General features: G+C 54.6%; 16 protein-coding genes and 2 pseudogenes. 5 read left to right on the forward strand and 13 right to left on the reverse strand.

The window, feature by feature from the left end; genetic code table 11:
• Window positions 1–529 precede the first annotated feature (529 nt).
• Both RHM58_RS12160 and RHM58_RS12165 read right to left on the reverse strand, forming a co-directional pair.
• A complete protein-coding gene (locus tag RHM58_RS12160) occupies window positions 530–1750 on the reverse strand; it encodes a hypothetical protein (RefSeq protein WP_322270467.1) in 1221 nt (406 codons plus the stop codon).
• Between the two features lie 237 nt (window positions 1751–1987).
• Complete coding sequence (locus RHM58_RS12165; RefSeq protein WP_322270468.1) at window positions 1988–3046, reverse strand: hypothetical protein; 1059 nt, start codon at window positions 3044–3046, stop codon at window positions 1988–1990.
• 577 nt (window positions 3047–3623) lie between these two features.
• On the opposite strand from RHM58_RS12165, the gene RHM58_RS12170 reads away from it, so the two are divergent.
• The gene (locus RHM58_RS12170; RefSeq protein ID WP_322270469.1) at window positions 3624–4115 is read left to right on the forward strand and encodes a hypothetical protein; all 492 of its coding nucleotides are present in this window, start codon (window positions 3624–3626) and stop codon (window positions 4113–4115) included.
• On the opposite strand, the gene RHM58_RS12175 is transcribed toward RHM58_RS12170, so the two are convergent.
• Complete coding sequence (locus tag RHM58_RS12175) at window positions 4078–4725, reverse strand: recombinase family protein (protein ID WP_322270470.1); 648 nt, start codon at window positions 4723–4725, stop codon at window positions 4078–4080. The two genes, RHM58_RS12170 and RHM58_RS12175, sit on opposite strands and share 38 nt — an antisense overlap.
• A gap of 114 nt (window positions 4726–4839) precedes the next feature.
• Window positions 4840–5058 carry a hypothetical protein gene (locus RHM58_RS12180; RefSeq protein WP_322270471.1) on the reverse strand — a complete coding sequence of 73 codons (219 nt, stop codon included), beginning with the start codon at window positions 5056–5058 and terminating at the stop codon, window positions 4840–4842.
• Between the two features lie 328 nt (window positions 5059–5386).
• Here RHM58_RS12180 and RHM58_RS12185 point away from each other — a divergent pair, with 328 nt between their 5' ends.
• Together RHM58_RS12185 and RHM58_RS12190 are read left to right on the forward strand one after the other, a co-directional pair.
• Window positions 5387–5797, forward strand: a complete 411-nt coding sequence (locus tag RHM58_RS12185; RefSeq protein WP_322270472.1) for a hypothetical protein — start codon at window positions 5387–5389, stop codon at window positions 5795–5797.
• Window positions 5798–5974: 177 nt separating this feature from the next.
• A complete protein-coding gene (locus RHM58_RS12190) occupies window positions 5975–6388 on the forward strand; it encodes a hypothetical protein (protein ID WP_322270473.1) in 414 nt (137 codons plus the stop codon).
• Between the two features lie 122 nt (window positions 6389–6510).
• On the opposite strand, the gene RHM58_RS12195 is transcribed toward RHM58_RS12190, so the two are convergent.
• The 6 genes from RHM58_RS12195 to RHM58_RS12220 all read right to left on the reverse strand — a co-directional run bounded on the left by RHM58_RS12195 (window position 6511) and on the right by RHM58_RS12220 (window position 11658).
• Entirely contained in the window at window positions 6511–6957 is a 447-nt protein-coding gene (locus tag RHM58_RS12195) for a TetR family transcriptional regulator (protein WP_322270474.1), read from the reverse strand.
• Entirely contained in the window at window positions 6954–7928 is a 975-nt protein-coding gene (locus tag RHM58_RS12200) for a hypothetical protein (protein ID WP_322270475.1), read from the reverse strand. The genes RHM58_RS12195 and RHM58_RS12200 overlap by 4 nt, the downstream gene beginning before the upstream one ends.
• 113 nt (window positions 7929–8041) lie before the next feature.
• Window positions 8042–8206 carry a hypothetical protein gene (locus tag RHM58_RS12205; RefSeq protein WP_322270476.1) on the reverse strand — a complete coding sequence of 55 codons (165 nt, stop codon included), beginning with the start codon at window positions 8204–8206 and terminating at the stop codon, window positions 8042–8044.
• Between the two features lie 629 nt (window positions 8207–8835).
• Window positions 8836–10026 (reverse strand): hypothetical protein, encoded by a 1191-nt coding sequence (locus RHM58_RS12210; protein WP_322270477.1) that lies wholly within the window; start codon window positions 10024–10026, stop codon window positions 8836–8838.
• 70 nt (window positions 10027–10096) lie between these two features.
• Complete coding sequence (locus RHM58_RS12215) at window positions 10097–10513, reverse strand: hypothetical protein (RefSeq protein WP_322270478.1); 417 nt, start codon at window positions 10511–10513, stop codon at window positions 10097–10099.
• Entirely contained in the window at window positions 10513–11658 is a 1146-nt protein-coding gene (locus RHM58_RS12220) for a tyrosine-type recombinase/integrase (protein ID WP_322270479.1), read from the reverse strand. Before RHM58_RS12220 ends, RHM58_RS12215 begins: the two co-directional genes overlap by 1 nt.
• 134 nt (window positions 11659–11792) lie before the next feature.
• Between RHM58_RS12220 and RHM58_RS12225 the strand changes: the two are divergent.
• Both RHM58_RS12225 and RHM58_RS12230 read left to right on the forward strand, forming a co-directional pair.
• A pseudogene (locus tag RHM58_RS12225) lies at window positions 11793–12559 on the forward strand (ArsR/SmtB family transcription factor).
• Window positions 12560–12686: 127 nt separating this feature from the next.
• A complete protein-coding gene (locus tag RHM58_RS12230; protein WP_201200322.1) occupies window positions 12687–14066 on the forward strand; it encodes an MFS transporter in 1380 nt (459 codons plus the stop codon).
• 111 nt (window positions 14067–14177) lie between these two features.
• Here RHM58_RS12230 and RHM58_RS12235 read toward each other — a convergent pair whose 3' ends face one another.
• The 3 genes and pseudogenes from RHM58_RS12235 to RHM58_RS12245 all read right to left on the reverse strand — a co-directional run bounded on the left by RHM58_RS12235 (window position 14178) and on the right by RHM58_RS12245 (window position 17413).
• Window positions 14178–15131, reverse strand: coding sequence for an adenosine deaminase (locus tag RHM58_RS12235; protein WP_322270480.1), 954 nt, complete (start codon window positions 15129–15131; stop codon window positions 14178–14180).
• A gap of 81 nt (window positions 15132–15212) precedes the next feature.
• The gene (locus tag RHM58_RS12240) at window positions 15213–16178 is read right to left on the reverse strand and encodes a 2-oxoglutarate and iron-dependent oxygenase domain-containing protein (protein ID WP_322270481.1); all 966 of its coding nucleotides are present in this window, start codon (window positions 16176–16178) and stop codon (window positions 15213–15215) included.
• Window positions 16179–16331: 153 nt separating this feature from the next.
• A pseudogene (locus RHM58_RS12245) lies at window positions 16332–17413 on the reverse strand (BMP family ABC transporter substrate-binding protein).
• Window positions 17414–17613 lie beyond the last annotated feature (200 nt).

Below are 17613 nucleotides of genomic sequence, written 5' to 3' on the forward strand. Positions count from 1 at the left end.
GTCCGTGCCAGAAAAGTTGAGGGCCAGGTAAACCGGGGGGATGGCCGAGGTTTTTCAATCGCTTGAGTAATTTTCAAGGGACAACACCCCACAAAGTGCGCAAGAAGTTGCGCAGTACTGCGCAACTTCTTGCGCACTCGTCTGTACAGAACGAATAACGAGGCTCGCAGAGATGTATCCACAGCGTTATCCACATTTGAGTGCGCAACTTCTTGCGCATCAAGGCCATACGCCATCATTCAGATGGCTGGAGCCGATCTGCTCGACGAATTGAGCGAAGTCGATAGCTGTTTTTACCGAGTAAGTGCGCAACTCTTTGCGCACAATGGCATTGCGATACCAAGTGTGTCTCCGAAAAAGCGCCAGTAGTTGTAAACAACTGGTCGCTGATATTCGTTTATGGCTGGAAATTTAACCATGCCCTAAAAAGAAGGGGCTGACCGACCGCTTTTGGCCGATTACTGCCTCTCGCCAAGGGCAGTAATCGGCCAGAAGCGGTCACTGAGCGCATACAGGAGCGGGGGGCTATTTACTCCCTAGGCTGAAAAGGTGCCTCCTCAAGAGAGCCAGCCCCTGAGGTCGCCACATAAAGAACTGATATGCCCCGATGGCCCGGAGGTCCAGTCCATTCAGGTGTTTCTAAGTAATAGGGCGGCCCATAATCCGGCCATAGCCTTAAATCCAAATGACCATAATTTTTGGTTGCCGCTCTCATCAACTCACGCGCCCGAAAACGTTGCTCACGAGCCCGTTCATCTTCACCTGCCTCACTCCATCCACCGATCTCCCGGAGCCAGCGAGGCATTGGCGGGGATGACTCCCAACTGAAGGCATTGTGTACACCAACATCTGCCAAGGCGTAACACAACGCAGTCAGATCACGTCGTCGCGGATAATACGAATCTAGCCGATCCACTGGGTAATGACGCCAACCGACAGCAGCAGCCAGGCACTCTTTGACGAAACTAGACCAATGATCACCATCATTGCCGTCTACGTCCCATCGTCGCCCCCAGCGACCAATCAAAAAACCTGCGAACGCCTCCGCGAGTGATGTGGTACCAGTCACACGGGCGGGTTGATTGCCTGAAGGCGGGATCGCCGCTCCAACGGCCCAAGCGCTTTCATCAGGAAAGCAGAAAAAATTGTCGCGGGTACTCGAAACCAGCCCGTACTCCCCACTCGTAGAGCAGTGTCCTGGGCCCTTGCTAAAGTCCCAGTACTCCGAGCCATCGGGAGGCGAACCGATCTCGCCGTGGGGGAACTTGAATTTCGTAGACCAATCCGAGTACAAATTAAACTGAGTCGCTTCCTTTTTTCGCATTGGCCCAGTGACTGGGCGCTTACCGCTTTTCGCCTGAAGCAGAACAGCCCGCCCTTCGGGGAAATCAGCTCCAACCTTGAAATGGTGCCGAACAAGTAGGAGATCCCCTAGCTCGATTTGCTCCTTTGAATTGGCAAATTCAATCTTCGGCTTCTGGTGGATGAAGATGCCGGAAACCAGCGGTTCGGTCGAACATAGACCTTTCGGACTTAGGTGTCGTAAGAGACTCGAACGGAGTGCCCCACTGTTCACGGCGTTTTCTAAAAGCGTCGAGACAAAAGCTGGCTCACCGGGCGAGCGCCATCTTTTTACAGTTTGAGGGCCGTAGACCAACGCGCTTTGCCGAACGATATCGAAGATTTCCCACGTTTTGGTGTGAGAGTCATTAATAATATCTCGGAGCTCGCGAGCAAGTGCGGTTTTCAAGTTTTTTGATCCTTCAATGCCAACAGGCATCCTAATTTAAATGGAGTTCGACGAGGCAGGTATGGGCTTGAACACTCAAATAATCAGAGTAAATGAATTGCCCCTTGTTTCGAAGACGCATTAACTGACCGCATTGGGTCGAAAACGGCCACTCACGAATGACTGTTTTTGGCCAATAGTGACTTTGTCGTAATTTATTAATGGTTATCCTAGCCGCATCGTCTTCCCTACTATTTATTATTCGTACTTCAATTCACCGAATAGACTGTACATTAAGTCCCCTTTCAGAACTTCAAATGGAAGTGCGACGTAGTCATTCCGTTGACGCGGTAGAGCTTTACCATCATGAGGTGCATTTTTGGTGTGTCCCTGCACTCGCTCGCCGTTCTCTTTGATGTAAGGCAGCACAACGATTCGGCCATGGTTCTTGGATAGAATCGTACCTTCATACCAGATCGCTTCTCCAGTCTCCGACTTACCAGAAGCACCTACTTGCTTCACTACCCACTGCGGAACATTGCCATTTTCGTACCAAAACACAAAGCTACCCACGATCAAAACCTGCTGCCCTCGATGCAATGCATCTGCGAGCAATAGTTTCACGCTGGCAAGATGTAGTAGCTTGTTTGCGCGAGGAAGAAGCGCATCGCGAATTGCGGCTTTGGTTTGGCCCCAGTGGTCAGTACCACTCATCCCAAACCCTCGCGCGATTTTCTCGCGGTAAGCGTATAGGCCCACCCTTTGGCTATTAGCTCCGATGTTGCGCCAAGTGAAGTTCCCTTCACGTTCAAGAAGCGCGCCATACCGCGCCAAGAAAACTAGCTGCACATAGGGGTATTGCAGTAGGCGTCTATGGAGCTCTGCTCGTAGGACGTCGTTACCATTCAGGACAGTCAGGTCTTCCAGTCGAGGTCGAGGGTCCGCTCCATGACGCTTGATAGCCTCCATCAACATGAGCCTTTCCTCGCTCATCAACCGTTCTTCAGCAGTCAGCGCTTTTTGCACTTTCAAACGTATCGACTCGGACTGTTCAAACGGTAAGGCAAGATTGTTTACAGCATTTTTAAGCAGGAGATTTGTGGATTTGGCCGCCGTTACAGCGGCATCGTAATCTTGATAGGTAATCGGGCCATAGCCGCCATGGGCGACATCGTCGCGACGAAGATACCAATCAACATTTCCGTCCGGCTTCAGCTGTAACTCAAACATATGCCATACGGCATCATCTTTGACCCATTGCTGTGGCCAGCAACCCAAAACGGGTAGGCGGTCGCGGTGTCGCCTCAATGATTTCATTACAAGTACCTCCGTTTACCTGGACGCTTGATCATACGCAGGAGCGTTCCTACCAAGCCATCAGTTCTGCTCGCTCTTACCTGTAGGCATGGTTGTAAGCTGCCTTCGTCTTGTTGTCTGAGTCAGGGCAACTGTTATAGTGCAGATGACCGCCTTCTGGCCGATAACTGCCCTTCACAAGGGGCAGTTATGTGTCGCTTGCTTCTATCAGAAAGAAATCATTCCGGTGTCATGAGCACCGCAAGCGTCATCGAGATGAACGCCTCATTTTTGCTGATCGTTTCCAGAGCTCCACGGACGCTGCCTCCAACCTCGCCAGATTCACGCTGCTCAATCCAAGGCGTAATGACAGCACCCGTCCTCCTAAGGGGAAGGCTGGCAGTTCGAACCTGCCCTGGGACACCATATAATTCAAGGCCTCCAGCGATTTTAGCTCTCAACATCAAAACCTCATGGGTGCAAGGTGGGTGCATATGAAAGTCGATTGCCGTTAAAAACCCACTGAGAATTTTCGAAGTGGGTTTTTTTATGGGCTCGGGTCTATCCTCTCGATACAAAACTGATCGAGGCAATAAGCATGGAGGCGGTTACTGTTGATACCAACGTTCTACCGGTTCTCGACTTGGCTCCAATCGCCGCTAGTGCTGGCTATAAGCTGGAAGTCGTATCAGTCACCAACAGAGAATTAGCCAATACGGATTTGGCAGCCGGCGCCGCCACCTTAGGCGAGACACCCGAGACTCTAGTTTTAAACGAAAGCTATTTCGGCATGGCTGTTTTAGGGGATCTGAGTCAGTTCTTTGATTTTGAGAAAATTCTGGCCATTCTCTCGAGCAATGGCTTCCCTAGGAATCGTGAAACGCTTACGGCCCGACAGCGCAACCAGCTCCGAGACGCGATGATCCTGCAGTCTCACATCCGATCAGGCAAAAAAATATTTGTCAGTAACGATAGTCGCGGCTTCGTGAAGAACGGTCGACGGGAGGTTTTCGAGAGTCTTTTTGGGATCAGAATATTTACTAGACCCGAGTTCATAGAGCATTGCGAGGCGGTAGCGCGCTCTGTGTAACGGGGGTATCCCTGATGCGAAGCACGGTTGTGGTGGAGCACTGGGCGTGTCGAGCTGTTGCTCGGATGCCTAACCCTGCGCTTAGCAGCTCCTTAACTCTCCGATGTAGGTCCTCGTCTACTGGCCGCCCCTGGTACTTGCCAGCGGCTTTGGCCTTCTCGATACCCTGGGCCTGGCGCTCGCGCCGTTGCTCGTAATCCTTGCGAGCAATAGCGGCCATCATTTCCACCAGCATCGAATTGATCGCTTCCAGCATCCGCCCTGTGAACTCGTCACCCTTGGTGTCCTGCATCCCCTGGTGGGTCGTTGGCAAGTCGAGCGCGACGATGCGCAACCCCTTGGAATCAATCGCAGCCTTGAGTTTCTGCCAGTCCTCCACAGGAAGGCGCGAGAGGCGATCTATCGACTCCAACAAAAACACATCACCCTTACGAGCATCCTTGATTAGGCGCAGCAGCTCAGGCCGGTCTGCGGTCGCACCGCTGGCATTCTCCAGGTACACACTGGCAATGACCTTGTTGTGATCGCTGGCGAACTGCTCGAGCGATTTCCGGGCGCGGGCTGCGTCCTGCTCTTCGGTCGATGCTCGGAGGTATGCACGGATGAACATGATGGGTGCCTGTATCAGTTAGGGTGTTCTCCTAATACTGTTTCACTTTGGGTGTTACTTATCAAGCGAAAAGGATGAAAAAGGCGAAATCTGCCCGTATCTGTATAGGCATACCTATAACTGCCGAAGTCGCATGATGGCGCCTGTGATGTCTTTAGCATTGCGGTCCAGCGTTGCCATGGCCGCAATTGCGTTAGCGGCAACGCTCCCCACTCCATTCTCAGAAAGCCAATTGGTCACTTCCTCAATGGCAGCACATATGGCGTGCTGGTTGTGCAGGAGCAGTGTGAGTGCGTCTGCTGTGGCTATGTTGGCCTCAGAGTTATCTGGCATGGGTATCATCCTTGAGTAACTGGTGCGGGAAGACTAGCTGATCTCGCCGCTGGCTCGAGCCGCTTCTCCAGATCCGCTGACGCCTGGGCAATTACACTGACTTGACCAGCCATTTGCATTCGACCTAACCAGCCATCTACACCGGATTCGACCCACCTCCTTAGCAAACATGACCGGCAGTGAACGGCCAAGAGCAGCCGTCCACGGATGGCCTTTTCCAGGCAAAAACGGTAATAATCGGAGCGAATACGGCCTGCTCAAAACTGGCTACATGGCTGAATCCGTCTCTTAGTCATAGCATTCCATTAGCGAAATCAGGGTAAGACTCATGGGTGCGCCCATCATTATCGGCAACAGCTATGACCTCTGGGTCAGCAACAGCATGAAAGATACTTTTTGCGAGGTACTAACCGCTGTTGCAACCCTGGAAGGTCATGATGCGAAGGCCATATACGAGGAGGCGCCAGGCGTGGCCGGCACCTATGGTATCCCAGGCGTGGGTATCGTTCTCGACGAGTTTTATCTCTATCTTGGCGGATTTTCAGGCGTTCGACGCCACCTTGATGTGTGCCGAGCACGGCTAGACGAAGTTAGAGAGTCTTGCGGACTGTCGCCAGTTGGTGCAGAACGCATGGCACACATACTGGCCTGGGCTGCATACCACATGGATGGCAACCCGATCCCTATAGGCGGCTCCTTCTATGAGGACTGGCCTCCTGACGCAGCCGAAACAAGGTAGTACCCGCCTGCTTTCGGCCAGAAGCAGCCCATCGCGATCAGAAACGTTTGACGACAACGCGTCGCTCTCGCACTCTGTTTTGCCCCTTATTTTTCTTCACTAGGCTTCCCTATGTCATTCGCAACCGTAGTGCTGCTCGACTCCTGGCCACAGCCAAGTACGTCGCCCGGACCCGTCGTGTTTGCCACGGACACGCAGCTATGTTTACGGTATTGCACCGCAGGGGAAGAAATAGCTGTAATCCATTTCCCCCTAGTTAAAAAAATTCAGTTCGGCTCACCAAACGACGAGGCTTTGGGCGGCCATCCGCTTATTGGACTTGGCCTCAAGCATTACCAAATTCATCGAATAGATAATTCACCTTGGCTAGCAGAGCTTGAGCAGAGAAACGCCATTCATCCGCGACACGATAAACAGCGGTTTCTAAAAGATGCCATCCATTATGTCTTTACGTTTCAGGACTCTACCCTGGAATGCATCGTAATTGAGGGGCAGTTCTGGCATCCAAAAGTACAAGTCTTTACCTCGGAGCAGAAGGCAAGGGATGTCTGGCGCGAACTGATAAATGACGTGGGCGCAAGATCCCAATAGTCAAGAGTGGATGACCGCTTTGGGTCGTTTTAAGCCGGTCGCGACAGGCTGAAATCGGCCAATAGCTGTCATTGCCAGAGGAAAAGTGAATCGACCCCAGTATCGCAGACCCAGTTTAGGGACTACTTTGGGCCGTTCTCTTCCGGTCGCCACTGCGGCGTCTGGTGGTCGTTAGGATGCAAATCGAGCACTTTGGGATCGTTCTTCTTGGCCTTCAGATCTCGATTTTCGTTTAGCAGAACTTCGTTGATAGAGGCGAGTCTGGCGACCTTTAAACGAAGATCCTCCACCTCCTTGCGCAGCTCCCGATTCCTCTCTCGTTCAGCAATTAAATCCTGGTGTTTTACGTCGCGTTGAGCGCGACTGGAGCGCCCTTGCGATTCACGGATCACTTCGGCAATCTTCGGATAGTGATTATGGATGAGCGCAGCCGATACACCTGCTTCCCGTGCTACACCGGCGATGGATACTTTTTTCTCACCCGTCTTAGCGCGGCCACGTTCGATGCGATAGAGCGCCAGTTGTAGTTCTTTCTCACGGGTGTCAGAAGGCTTACGCTTGATAGTCATCCAGTTTTGCTCTCCGGGTCGTATCCCAACTGCGTGAACACACTCCGGCAACGCTCCATATCGCGTAATACACGCAATCGACCGCTCTCGCCGATGTCGCGGCAGTCCAACAGTTCCTTAAGGTTGTTATAAAGCTGCTGGTAGATGCGAAGATGGCCAACTCCAATCACTGCATTGTTGCAGTCGCCGCAGCGCGTGCGTTCCAAAGTATTACCCACGCATCCATCATTGTCGGCTGAGCACCAGGCATGTCCGTTACTACGGATGGAGGTGCTTTCGGCTATTGAAATAACCATTGTCCGATGATCCTTGAAGATAGCGAGGTTCGCAGGGTCACGTTGCCATTGTTTAATCGAGCGACCGAAGCCTCCCGCCAGCAAGTCATCACTAAGCCAACCATCAACTGTGTCGAGTTTTATGTCGTCATACTCGGCCTGTATTTCACTGTACAAGTCCAAATCAAGATGGCCACCCCAGCTTTCATCCATGGCATAGCCTAGAGCCATATCCATCGACCAGTGTGCAAAATGCTCCCGCAAATAACGCAGGTCTCCAAATCGACTATGTGCCACGTAGTTGGCGAACTTACGTCTGAACTGGTGACTGGCTAGCGGCCAATCTAAGCCGACCTTCCGGGCGAAGGCTTTGAGACCAACGTTCCAGGCGGCTAGTGACACTGTTCGAGCCTGATTACCTTTAGTGCTATACGAACCTAAAAATAGTGCATTACGGTGCTGCTGCGCGCGGGGTATCTCAGGATCGAGTGTGTTCTTCCCGCGCCGCTCGACTATCTCCATGGCAATCGAGGCTTGGTATGGTTTTGCCCATCGCTCCATTACTCGGAGAGCCCGTACCCCAGCTTCTGGGATCATCCAGTCATGCAATCCTGTATCGGTTTTTTCCGACTTGGATCGCATCCAGTGATAAAGGGTGCCATCGTCACCTTGGGTACGTTGGAGTGAGCCTGACATTACGTTGGCTAATTCGTGATTACGACAACCGGATGTGCTAGCTAGCACTATGTAGCAAGCATTGCGCAAATCAATTAACGCCTCGTTGAGGGCTGCCGAACCACCCTCCCAGCCTAGATTGGCAAGAAAACGGTTCTTTTTTTTCCGACGTTTTTAGGGCTTATTTTCCAAGTTGTGCTTTCTTCATTGACAGCATCACGTAGATCGAGCAGGGCTTTACCGCGCTCTACTTGCCCATAAGCGTTCTCGAACAATGCGCAAAAAATCTCATCTGGCATCAGTGGTGTCTTGCCCCCCAACTTATGAGGCGAACCCTTACTAGTCAATCCCGCCACAGCACTAAACGACGACTCGGGCCAAGGATGTATTACGAGCGGATCGTTAGTGTACTGACTCAACTCGTATAGCGATTCAACGGCGCCGAAGTAATTTGAAAGGGTGCATTTTTGTAGAGGTTTACCATTGGCTCTAGGAGTTTCTCGGCATTTGGAAACATAGTTTGCATAAATTATAGAGTTTACCGACCCGAAGCTACTGATATTCAGAGAGACTAGGTACCGTAGAAACTTCATTGAGTTGGCGAGAAAAATAATTAAGGTCGACCCTTTCGGTCTAGGATAGCCTAACCGGCCACGCCGTAGATACCGATAGAGAACTGCCTTCATCACTGCTCTGAATGGTTCAGGCACGCGTTGGAAGTCCAGATACGTGCGAGATTCAGATCTGTTATTTGGCATTCCGGAGAGCCGCCAGCGATCATCGCCATAATGACTGAGTATCACTTGGTGTCCGTCTACAATGATTGTGCTCACAATGAGTTTGTTGCGCTCTTCCTCACGCAGTTCTCGTACGTCCCCAAGCTGTAATTCGATGGATGTCACAGAATTTTTAAAAGTTGAATTTGTTCTCATCCAAAAACTCCTATGTCTGATACCACATCGAACGACCAGAATCGGTGCGGCTCGGTACGCGCGCGCTCGCGTTCAACCTCTACAGCCTTGAGTGTGAAGATGCCGCGCTTCACGCCTTCGGCTACAATGTAGTTGTCAATTAACCGAGGAATATGTGCGTAATCCCGAGCCCAACGCCGTTTGTCCATGCGCGTGCGCTCGGAAAGAACGCGGAAATAAAAGCTGAACAGCTTGTGCAGATCGTCGCCCGTCAAAACGTAATGTCGGCATCGGATACAGTTAAGGAAGTTGATACAGGTTGCGCCCTCTCTCTTCGGAGCATACTGGCCATTTATCAGATCACTGCAATGTCCCACTGGGGTTCCATGGTAGGTTGCACCAATAGTTCTGCTCAGCAATTCCTTCACGAGGATCTCTCCCATGAATCGCCAGTCGCGCTTGGTGCTTTCGTTCGGGATCAGGTAGTGCTGTCCAGCAACTCGGGGCGAATTACCGAGAGCTATTGCGGTGGCTGCCAAGTCACTATCCAGTAGTTCAAAGATGCGGTTCGCGAAGGTTTTGCGCAGGCGTGAAATATTGATGCGGAGCGGTTGTCCATTGCTGTCCATGAGCCTGTAGTTAGCAACAAGCTTGCAAATGGATCTCTCCACCGAGTTTTCGCTTAGTGCTTGTATCTTGCCCAGCTGATCCCCATGAGCACGCGATTGATATAGCCAGGTACGCTCTCGTAAATCATCTGGCGCTGATACTCCTAGGCACTCGGTACGGTTGAGTACGCGCCGAATCAAGCGCTCAACATTGGTTTTGATGGTTGGCATGGATTCCAGCAGGTGCGTGTGTGTGCTCTCAGCGCGCAGAATTACTTTGCTCGTGTTGTGTCCGCGTCGTTTCCACAACACCAGAAAGGTATTTCCGTCTTTTGGATGGTCACGCAAGCAATCTCGCCTCATTTCTAACAACGCGGTGGAATTTCTCCCTGTATGTAATGCCACGATCAGTAAGGCGTAGGACAGCAACTCGGAGGTTAGCGGAATATCATCCTGCCAGATTGGCATGACAGCATCTTTGACCGCCGCGGCAAACGCTTGGCGCTGCTCCTTAGGAAGGTGATCCTGACCTTTCGCTTTTCTATTGCCATTTGGGTAGGGATTGCGCGGGAAGGTGGCAGCATCGCCTGCGGTAACCAACGAAATTAGCCCTCGTCGACCTAGAGCTAGAAGCACTGGCTTCGTGTGCTTGTAGGTGATCCTGCAATAGTTAGAGCTTCCCCCGGTCGCCGAGAAAACCTATATAACCATCGATTAGTTCACGGTCGATGTCCGTTAGGGTCATCTCGCGCCTGAACGCAGCTGCACGTAGCGCTACGTAATCAAGGAAGTACCGCAAACTCGTGCAGTAGCCGGTCAATGTACTTGTCTCGATCTCAGCATCCTGTCCAGCTTGAAAGCGTTCGATCTGCCGTTGGCATGAATAGGTGATTGAATCGATGTTTACGCCGTACCAGCGTGAAAAATCGAAGGAACGCTTCCGAGTAGCATTTCGCCCATAGGCTATTCGGGTGTTGGCAGGTGGAATGGCATCGGGTATCACGACGACAAGCCTATCGTGATCATGCCTATGCTCGACCTGCGGAATGTCGAGGTCGGTCTCTATGTAGATCTTACGCTTACCCATCAGACGGCCCCAAAGATGTCATTCAATTCGTCGTCGTAGGCCAGCACTGCGCTCTCAACCAGTTCATTGATCAAATGTAGGTAGATCATTGTTGTTTGAATCGAGCTATGGCCAAGTTGCCGCTGCAAGAACACGAGGGGATTAATCCCACCGTCTTTGCGTTGAAGAGCAACTAGGGTTTGGGTTGCATACGTATGACGCAGCATATGAGGATGGACCGCGATACCAATTTTCTTACCGATAGTGCTAACGATACGATCGAGCCCCTTTCCATCACTGGCAAAGCGTTCGCCAAATTTATTTAGGAAGAGCGGCTTTTGCTGCGTTGTGCTTAATGCCGCCCGTTCCCCGCGAACTTGAACGACATAGCGGTACAACTCGGACATAAAATTGGCGCTGATGAATATGTCGCGAGGATTGCTGCCTTTTGTCAGCATGCCATGGCCATCACCCGGATCGAGGCGAATCTCAATGTTGCGTTTGCGCTTGAGGGCCTTCGTGGGGTCGAAGACATAGGCGAGTGGGAAGGTGGCGATTTCTTCGCGGCGCAGACCCGTATGAAGACCAAGTTTAATCATCATTCGATGATGTGGATTTTCCGCAGCTCCTAACAGTGCCTTGACTTCACTTAAGGCTAAAAACTTCGGCAGTGTTCGTGGGTTGCGAGGCATGATGTCGTTAGCAATCGCTTTGCCGCCACTGGCATCGAGGTGGCCAAGGAAGCCAGTCTCACGTTTGACCCTTCGTTCTTCATAGTTGAATGGAAGTCTACTAATCCACTCATTTTTCTGAGCGAACTTGTAGAACTCACAGATGTAGTACAACCTTTGCCTGATTGTGGTTGTTGCCAGTTTGCATTCATATTTGGAGTAGTCCCGATACGCAGCAAGAAGACTCTTTGCCTCGCCTCGATCAACATCACGCCAATCAAGCTTATGCGCCTGTAGAAAGCTGAAGAAGTCGTATAGTGCACGCCCAATGCTTGGCCAGGACTTCTTTGAGCCGATGCTGCCACGCAGCAAATAGTGGCGAACGAAATCATTGGCTGGAACACAACTCTCCATCGTATCCCAAAGCAGGATTGGAGAGCCTGGGTAAGAGCTCCCGGCTATCAAGAAGTCTTCAGTCGCCCAAACAAGCTCCATCAGCTACCTCCTTTTCAATCCGGACTAACCAACAATTTTTTGTTTCAATGACCAGATTCAAAACCTCAGTTTCTAGGGCCTTTCCAACGTTTCGTTGTGTTGATTTGGTAACCCTTTGTTGAAAAGGCTAGTTCATTACTAACGCTTATCAAGCGCCTGTACATGGAACATCTGGTGCACCTTGCATTAGCCAGATCGCCACGTTGCTGGCTGACCCCAAGCGCAGCGCAATGATGTGGGCCTTGATGGATGGCTCGGCGCGGCATACCGAAGAGCTGGCCTTGCTAGCCGGGCTGTCGCCGTCTTCGGCCAGTGCACACCTGGGGCGTTTGTCCGCCGGAGGTCTGTTGAAAGTCGAAGAGCGCGGGCGAAAAAGGTTCTTCCGCCTGGCGGCCCCCGAAGTCGGCGCGGCGGTCGAAGCGCTGGCCAGCGCTTCCCTGGCCAGCATGCCTCGGGATATTGCGCAGACGATCAAACGTGGCAGCCTCATGGCCAAGCGCCAGGCGGCGCCGTCGTCGCTGTTGCAGGCCCGGCTCTGCGATGACCATTTGGGTGGCACGCTGGCGGCCGATCTATTCCAGCGTCTGCTGGATGCTGGCTGGATCGAGCAGTTCGATCAGCGGGTCGTTGTCACCCACAAGGGCGCCACGCAACTGGCCAGCCGGGGGTGTTCATCCAGGCCCTGGCCCACCGCAACGCGCAAATCGCCTGCGCCTGCCCTGACTGGAGTGAACGCCGCCCGCACCTGGGAGGCTCGCTGGGCGCGGCGTTGTTGCAGTTGTTCATGCAGTCTGGCTGGTTGAGCCTGCCCAATGACTCACGAGCCTTGCAGATCACTGTTGTCGGGCAGCGTGAAGTTCATCGCTTTGCCAAGGAGGCCGAGCTGGAAATGGCGTTTTAGACACGTCGAGACCGACGTCTGAGGTCTCGGGCGTCGTTCAGGGATGCGAGCAGGTCGCATCCAGCAATAACCCCCAGCCGCTATCGCGCACACTCGTTCCGGGGACTTTCGGACGGGGGGATGTGGCATGGAAACACGAGGCTTCAGCGCGGCAGAACGATTGGAACGGCTGCCCATCAGCGGCTATCACCGCATCATTTTCATCATCATTGCCTTGGCGTTTTTCTTTGACTCCATGGACCTGGCGATGATGACCTTCCTGCTCGGCTCGATCAAAACCGAGTTCGGCCTGAGCAGCGCCCAGGCCGGGTTGCTGGCCAGTTCTAGCTTTTTTGGCATGGTGCTGGGGGCGTCGTTGTCCGGCATGTTGGCCGATCGCTTCGGACGCAAACCGGTGTTCCAGTGGAGCATCGTGTTGTGGGGCATCGCCAGTTACTTGTGCTCGACGGCGCAAAACGTGGAAACACTGACCTTGTTCCGAGTCCTGCTGGGGATCGGCATGGGCATGGAGTTTCCCATCGCCCAGTCGATGCTCTCGGAACTGATTCCGGCCAAGAAGCGTGGGCGTTATATCGCGTTGATGGACGGGTTCTGGCCGCTGGGTTTTGTCGCGGCCGGGGTGCTGTCGTACTTTTTGCTGCCGGTGATCGGCTGGCGCGACATCTTCCTGGTGTTGGCGGTGCCGGCGGTGTTTGTCCTGGCGATTCGCTTCTTCATTCCCGAATCCCCGCGCTGGCTGGAACAGGCTGGGCGGCATGAGGCGGCGGACAAGGTTTTGTTGCGCATTGAAGATCGAGTCCGGGCGTCGCTGGGGCGTGCTGATTTGCCGGAGCCGATACGCCTGCCGCGCGTGGAAAGTACGCCGGGCCACTTCTTTTCCGCGCTGCGGCAGATCTGGTCGCCGCTGTACCGCCAGCGCACGATGATGATCTGGAGCGTCTGGTTCTTCGCCTTGCTCGGTTTCTATGGATTGACGTCGTGGCTCAGCGCCTTGCTGCAACAGTCAGGTTTTGCCGTGACCCAGTCGGTGTATTACACGGTGCTGATTTCCCTCGGCGGGATTCCCGGGTTCCTCATGGCCGCATGGCTGGTGGAGCGCTGGGGACGTAAACCGGTGTGCGTGGTGACGCTGCTGGGCGGCGGGGTGATGGCGTTTCTCTATGGCCAGAGTGCGGTATTTGGCGGCAACGTCAGCCTGTTGATTACCTCGGGGCTGTTGATGCAATTCTTCCTGTTCGGCATGTGGGCGGTGCTCTACACCTACACGCCGGAGTTGTACCCGACCTCGGCGCGGGCCACGGGCTCAGGATTTGCCTCGGCGATTGGACGCATCGGTTCGTTGCTTGGGCCGTTGGTGACCGGGCTGGTGTTCCCGATAACCGGGCAGGGCGGGGTGTTCGCCTTGGGGGCGATGTGCTTTGCGATTGCGGCGGCGGTGGTTTGGGTGTTCGGGATGGAGACGCGGGGCAAGACGCTTGAAGAGTTGACTGAAGCGACACCGATCTAAAAATGTGGGAGCGGGCTTGCTCGCGAAAGCAGTGTGTCAGTCGACATTGATATTGACTGACACGGCCCCTTCGCGAGCAAGCCCGCTCCCACAATGGTTATGCGGTGATGCTTATGGCTTTACCAGTCGAGCATCCAGGCTGTTCTGCGCCAAACGCTTGGCCTGATCCTGGGTCATGCCCAAGTCGGTATACAGCGCGTGGAAGTTCTCGGTGACATAACCGCCGAAGTACGCCGGGTCGTCGGAGTTCACGGTCACTTTCACACCACGTTCGAGCATGTCGAGAATGTTGTGCTGGGACATGTGATCGAACACGCAGAGCTTGGTGTTGGACAACGGGCACACGGTCAGCGGGATCTGTTCGTCGATGATCCGCTGCATCAGACGCTCGTCTTCGATGGCGCGCACGCCATGGTCGATGCGCTGGATTTTCAGCAGGTCGATGGCTTCCCAGATGTATTCCGGCGGGCCTTCTTCACCGGCGTGGGCGACGGTCAGGAAGCCTTCGTGACGGGCACGATCAAACACACGCTGGAACTTGCTCGGCGGGTGACCCATCTCCGAACTGTCCAGGCCGACAGCCACGAACGCATCGCGGAACGGCAGCGCCTGGTCGAGGGTTTTCTGCGCTTCGTCTTCGCTCAAGTGGCGCAGGAAGCTCAGGATCAAACCGCTGGTGATGCCCAGTTGCTGCTCGCCATCTTTAAGTGCGGCAGCGATGCCGTTGAGCACCACTTCGAATGGCACACCACGGTCGGTGTGAGTCTGCGGATCGAAGAACGGCTCGGTGTGAATCACGTTCTGCGCCTTGCAACGCAACAGGTAAGCCCAGGTCAGGTCGTAGAAATCCTGAGAGGTGCGCAACACGTCGGCGCCCTGGTAGTACAGGTCGAGAAACTCTTGCAGGTTGTTAAAGGCGTAGGCCTTGCGCAGGGTTTCGACGTCGTTCCACGGCAGGGCGATCTTGTTGCGTTCGGCCAGGGCGAACAGCAACTCAGGCTCCAGCGAGCCTTCCAGGTGCAAGTGCAGTTCTGCCTTGGGCAGGGCGTTCAGCCAGTCGTACATGTTCGAATTCTCATCAGGTGCAATGACGGCATTCTACAGATGCGCGCCGCAACAATTGGTAAAACCTGACCAACCGGTTCATCACACCGCTTCCTGTTCCCGTCGATAGGCGTAGGTATCGGCGAAGCGCGAGAGCAGAAATTCGGCGCAGGTGGTGGCCGGATATTTCGCCGGGTGCAGTTCGTCCTGGCAACCGGGCAGGCATTCGATGGCGGTGTCCGGGTGTGGCTCGGCGAAGAACGGCATCGAGTAACGGTCCACCCCCAGCGGGCTGATAACCCGGTGCGGCGTCGACAGGTAACGGTCGTTGCTCCAGCGCGCCATCATGTCGCCGAGGTTGACCACGAAGGTGCCTTCGATGGGCGGCGCATCGATCCACTCACCTTTGACGTTGCGTACTTGCAGGCCGCCGGCGGCGTCCTGATAGAGCAGGGTGATGCAGCCGTAATCGGTGTGGGCGCCGGCGCCTTGCTGGTCTTCAGAACTGGCGGTGTGGCGTGGCGGGTAGTGGATCATCCGCAGCACGCTGACGGGCTCATTGAAGCGGGTATCGAAGAAGTCGCGTTCGATGTTCAGCGCCATCGTCATCGCCCGCAGCAGGGTTTGGGCGAGGGCTTGCATGTCGACGTAATGCTGCTCCATCAGCGCTTCCCAACCCGGCATCGATGGATGGCGGTTGGGGCCGCGCAGCGGTTTTTCCGCCAGTACTTCCGGGTGATCGGCCGGAAAGTGCAGGCCCATGTCGAAGGTTTCTTTCAGGTCACTGGGTTTGCTCGGGTCCAACTGCTCGGTGGCGATGGCGCCGTAGCCGCGATGGTGTTGGGTCTGGGTGATGTCGATCTTGAGCTTTTCGGCGGCGGGCAGGGCGAAGAAACGGTGGGCGTGGTCGAGCACGGCATCGATGCGCGCGACGCTGATCGGGTGACCTTTGATGTAGAAAAAGCCCCAGTCGCGGCAGGCGCGGTCGATTTGCGTGGCGACGGATTGCCAGGCATGGGCGTCGTCGCTGTAGAGCGGAGCGATGTCGATGATCGGGAGTTGATTCATGCGCAGTCCTTATAAACGCCGGAATTCCAATGTGGGAGCGGGCTTGCTCGCGAAGAGGGAGGGCGTGTCAGTCGGCATTTTCGTAACTGACGCACCGCTTTCGCGAGCAAGCCCGCTCCCACAGGGGGTGTGTTGAGGCTGAAGGATGAAGGATTACTTCGGAATCTCAGCCTTCATGCCTTCAACGTAGTAGTTCATCGACGCCAGTTCCGCATTGCTCGCTGTCGCCCCCGCCGCGATTTTCTCGACACCGGCCTGATCCTTGATCGGCCCGGTAAACGGGTGCAGCGCACCGCTCTTGATGTCGGCAATGATTTGCTCGGCTTCGGCTTTCACCGGCGCCGGCACCAGGTCGCTGATCGGCAGTTCAACCGTGCCTTCCTTCAAGCCGCCCCAGTAATCCTGGGATTTCCAGTTGTGGTCGAGCACGCTCTGGGTCGCCTGAATGTAGTGCGGGCCCCAATCGTTGACGATCGAGGTCAGCACCGCTTTCGGCCCGAAGTGCGCCATGTCCGAAGCGTAGCCCACGGCATACACGCCATCACTTCGGCCGCCTGGATCGGCGCCGGGCTGTCGGTGTGCTGGAACACCACGTCCACGCCCTGGTCGATCAGCGCGTTGGCGGCATCGGCCTCTTTGCCCGGATCGAACCACGAGTTGACCCACACCACCTTGATCTCGGTGCCCGGGTTGTACTTGTTCAGAGCCAGTTGAATGGCGTTGATGTCGCGGATCACTTCCGGGATCGGGAACGAGGCGACGTAGCCGATCTTCTTGGTCTTGGTCATCTTCGCCGCGAGGAAACCGCCGACGTAGCGACCTTCATACGTGCGCGCCAGGTAGGTGCCGAGGTTCTTGTCCTGTTTGTAGCCGGTGGCGTGCTCGAAGGTCACCTTGGGGAATTGCTTGGCGACTTTCAGGGTCGGGTTCATGTAGCCGAAAGAGGTCGTGAAGATCAGGTCGTAGTTGTCCTTGGCCATGTTGCGGATCACCCGCTCGGCGTCGGCGCCTTCGGCGACGTTTTCCACGTAGTTGGTGGTGATCTGCGCGCCGAATTTATCGGCGAGTGCCTTGCGCCCCTGTTCATGCTGATACGTCCAGCCGTGGTCACCGATCGGGCCGATATAGACGAAGCCGACTTTCAGCGGGTCGGTGGCACTGGCGGTCAGGCTGGCGCTCAGACCGATAGCCGCCGCAACGGCGCACAACAGCTTCTTCAACGGACGTTTATGCATGAACTCGAACTCCATTTTGTTTTGAGGTTGGCGAGGTCAATGCAAATTGCTGACCAACAGGACAACAATCAAGCCGAAACCGTGTCGTGGCCATCGCGAGCAGGCTCGCTCCCACATTGGGTTGCGTTCCCCTGTGGGAGCGAGCCTGCTCGCGATGGGGCCCTTGAGGCCGATAAAAGTGCATGGCCGAGCACAGCTGC

This window comes from Pseudomonas sp. 10S4, assembly GCF_034344865.1.
Lineage (GTDB): Bacteria > Pseudomonadota > Gammaproteobacteria > Pseudomonadales > Pseudomonadaceae > Aquipseudomonas.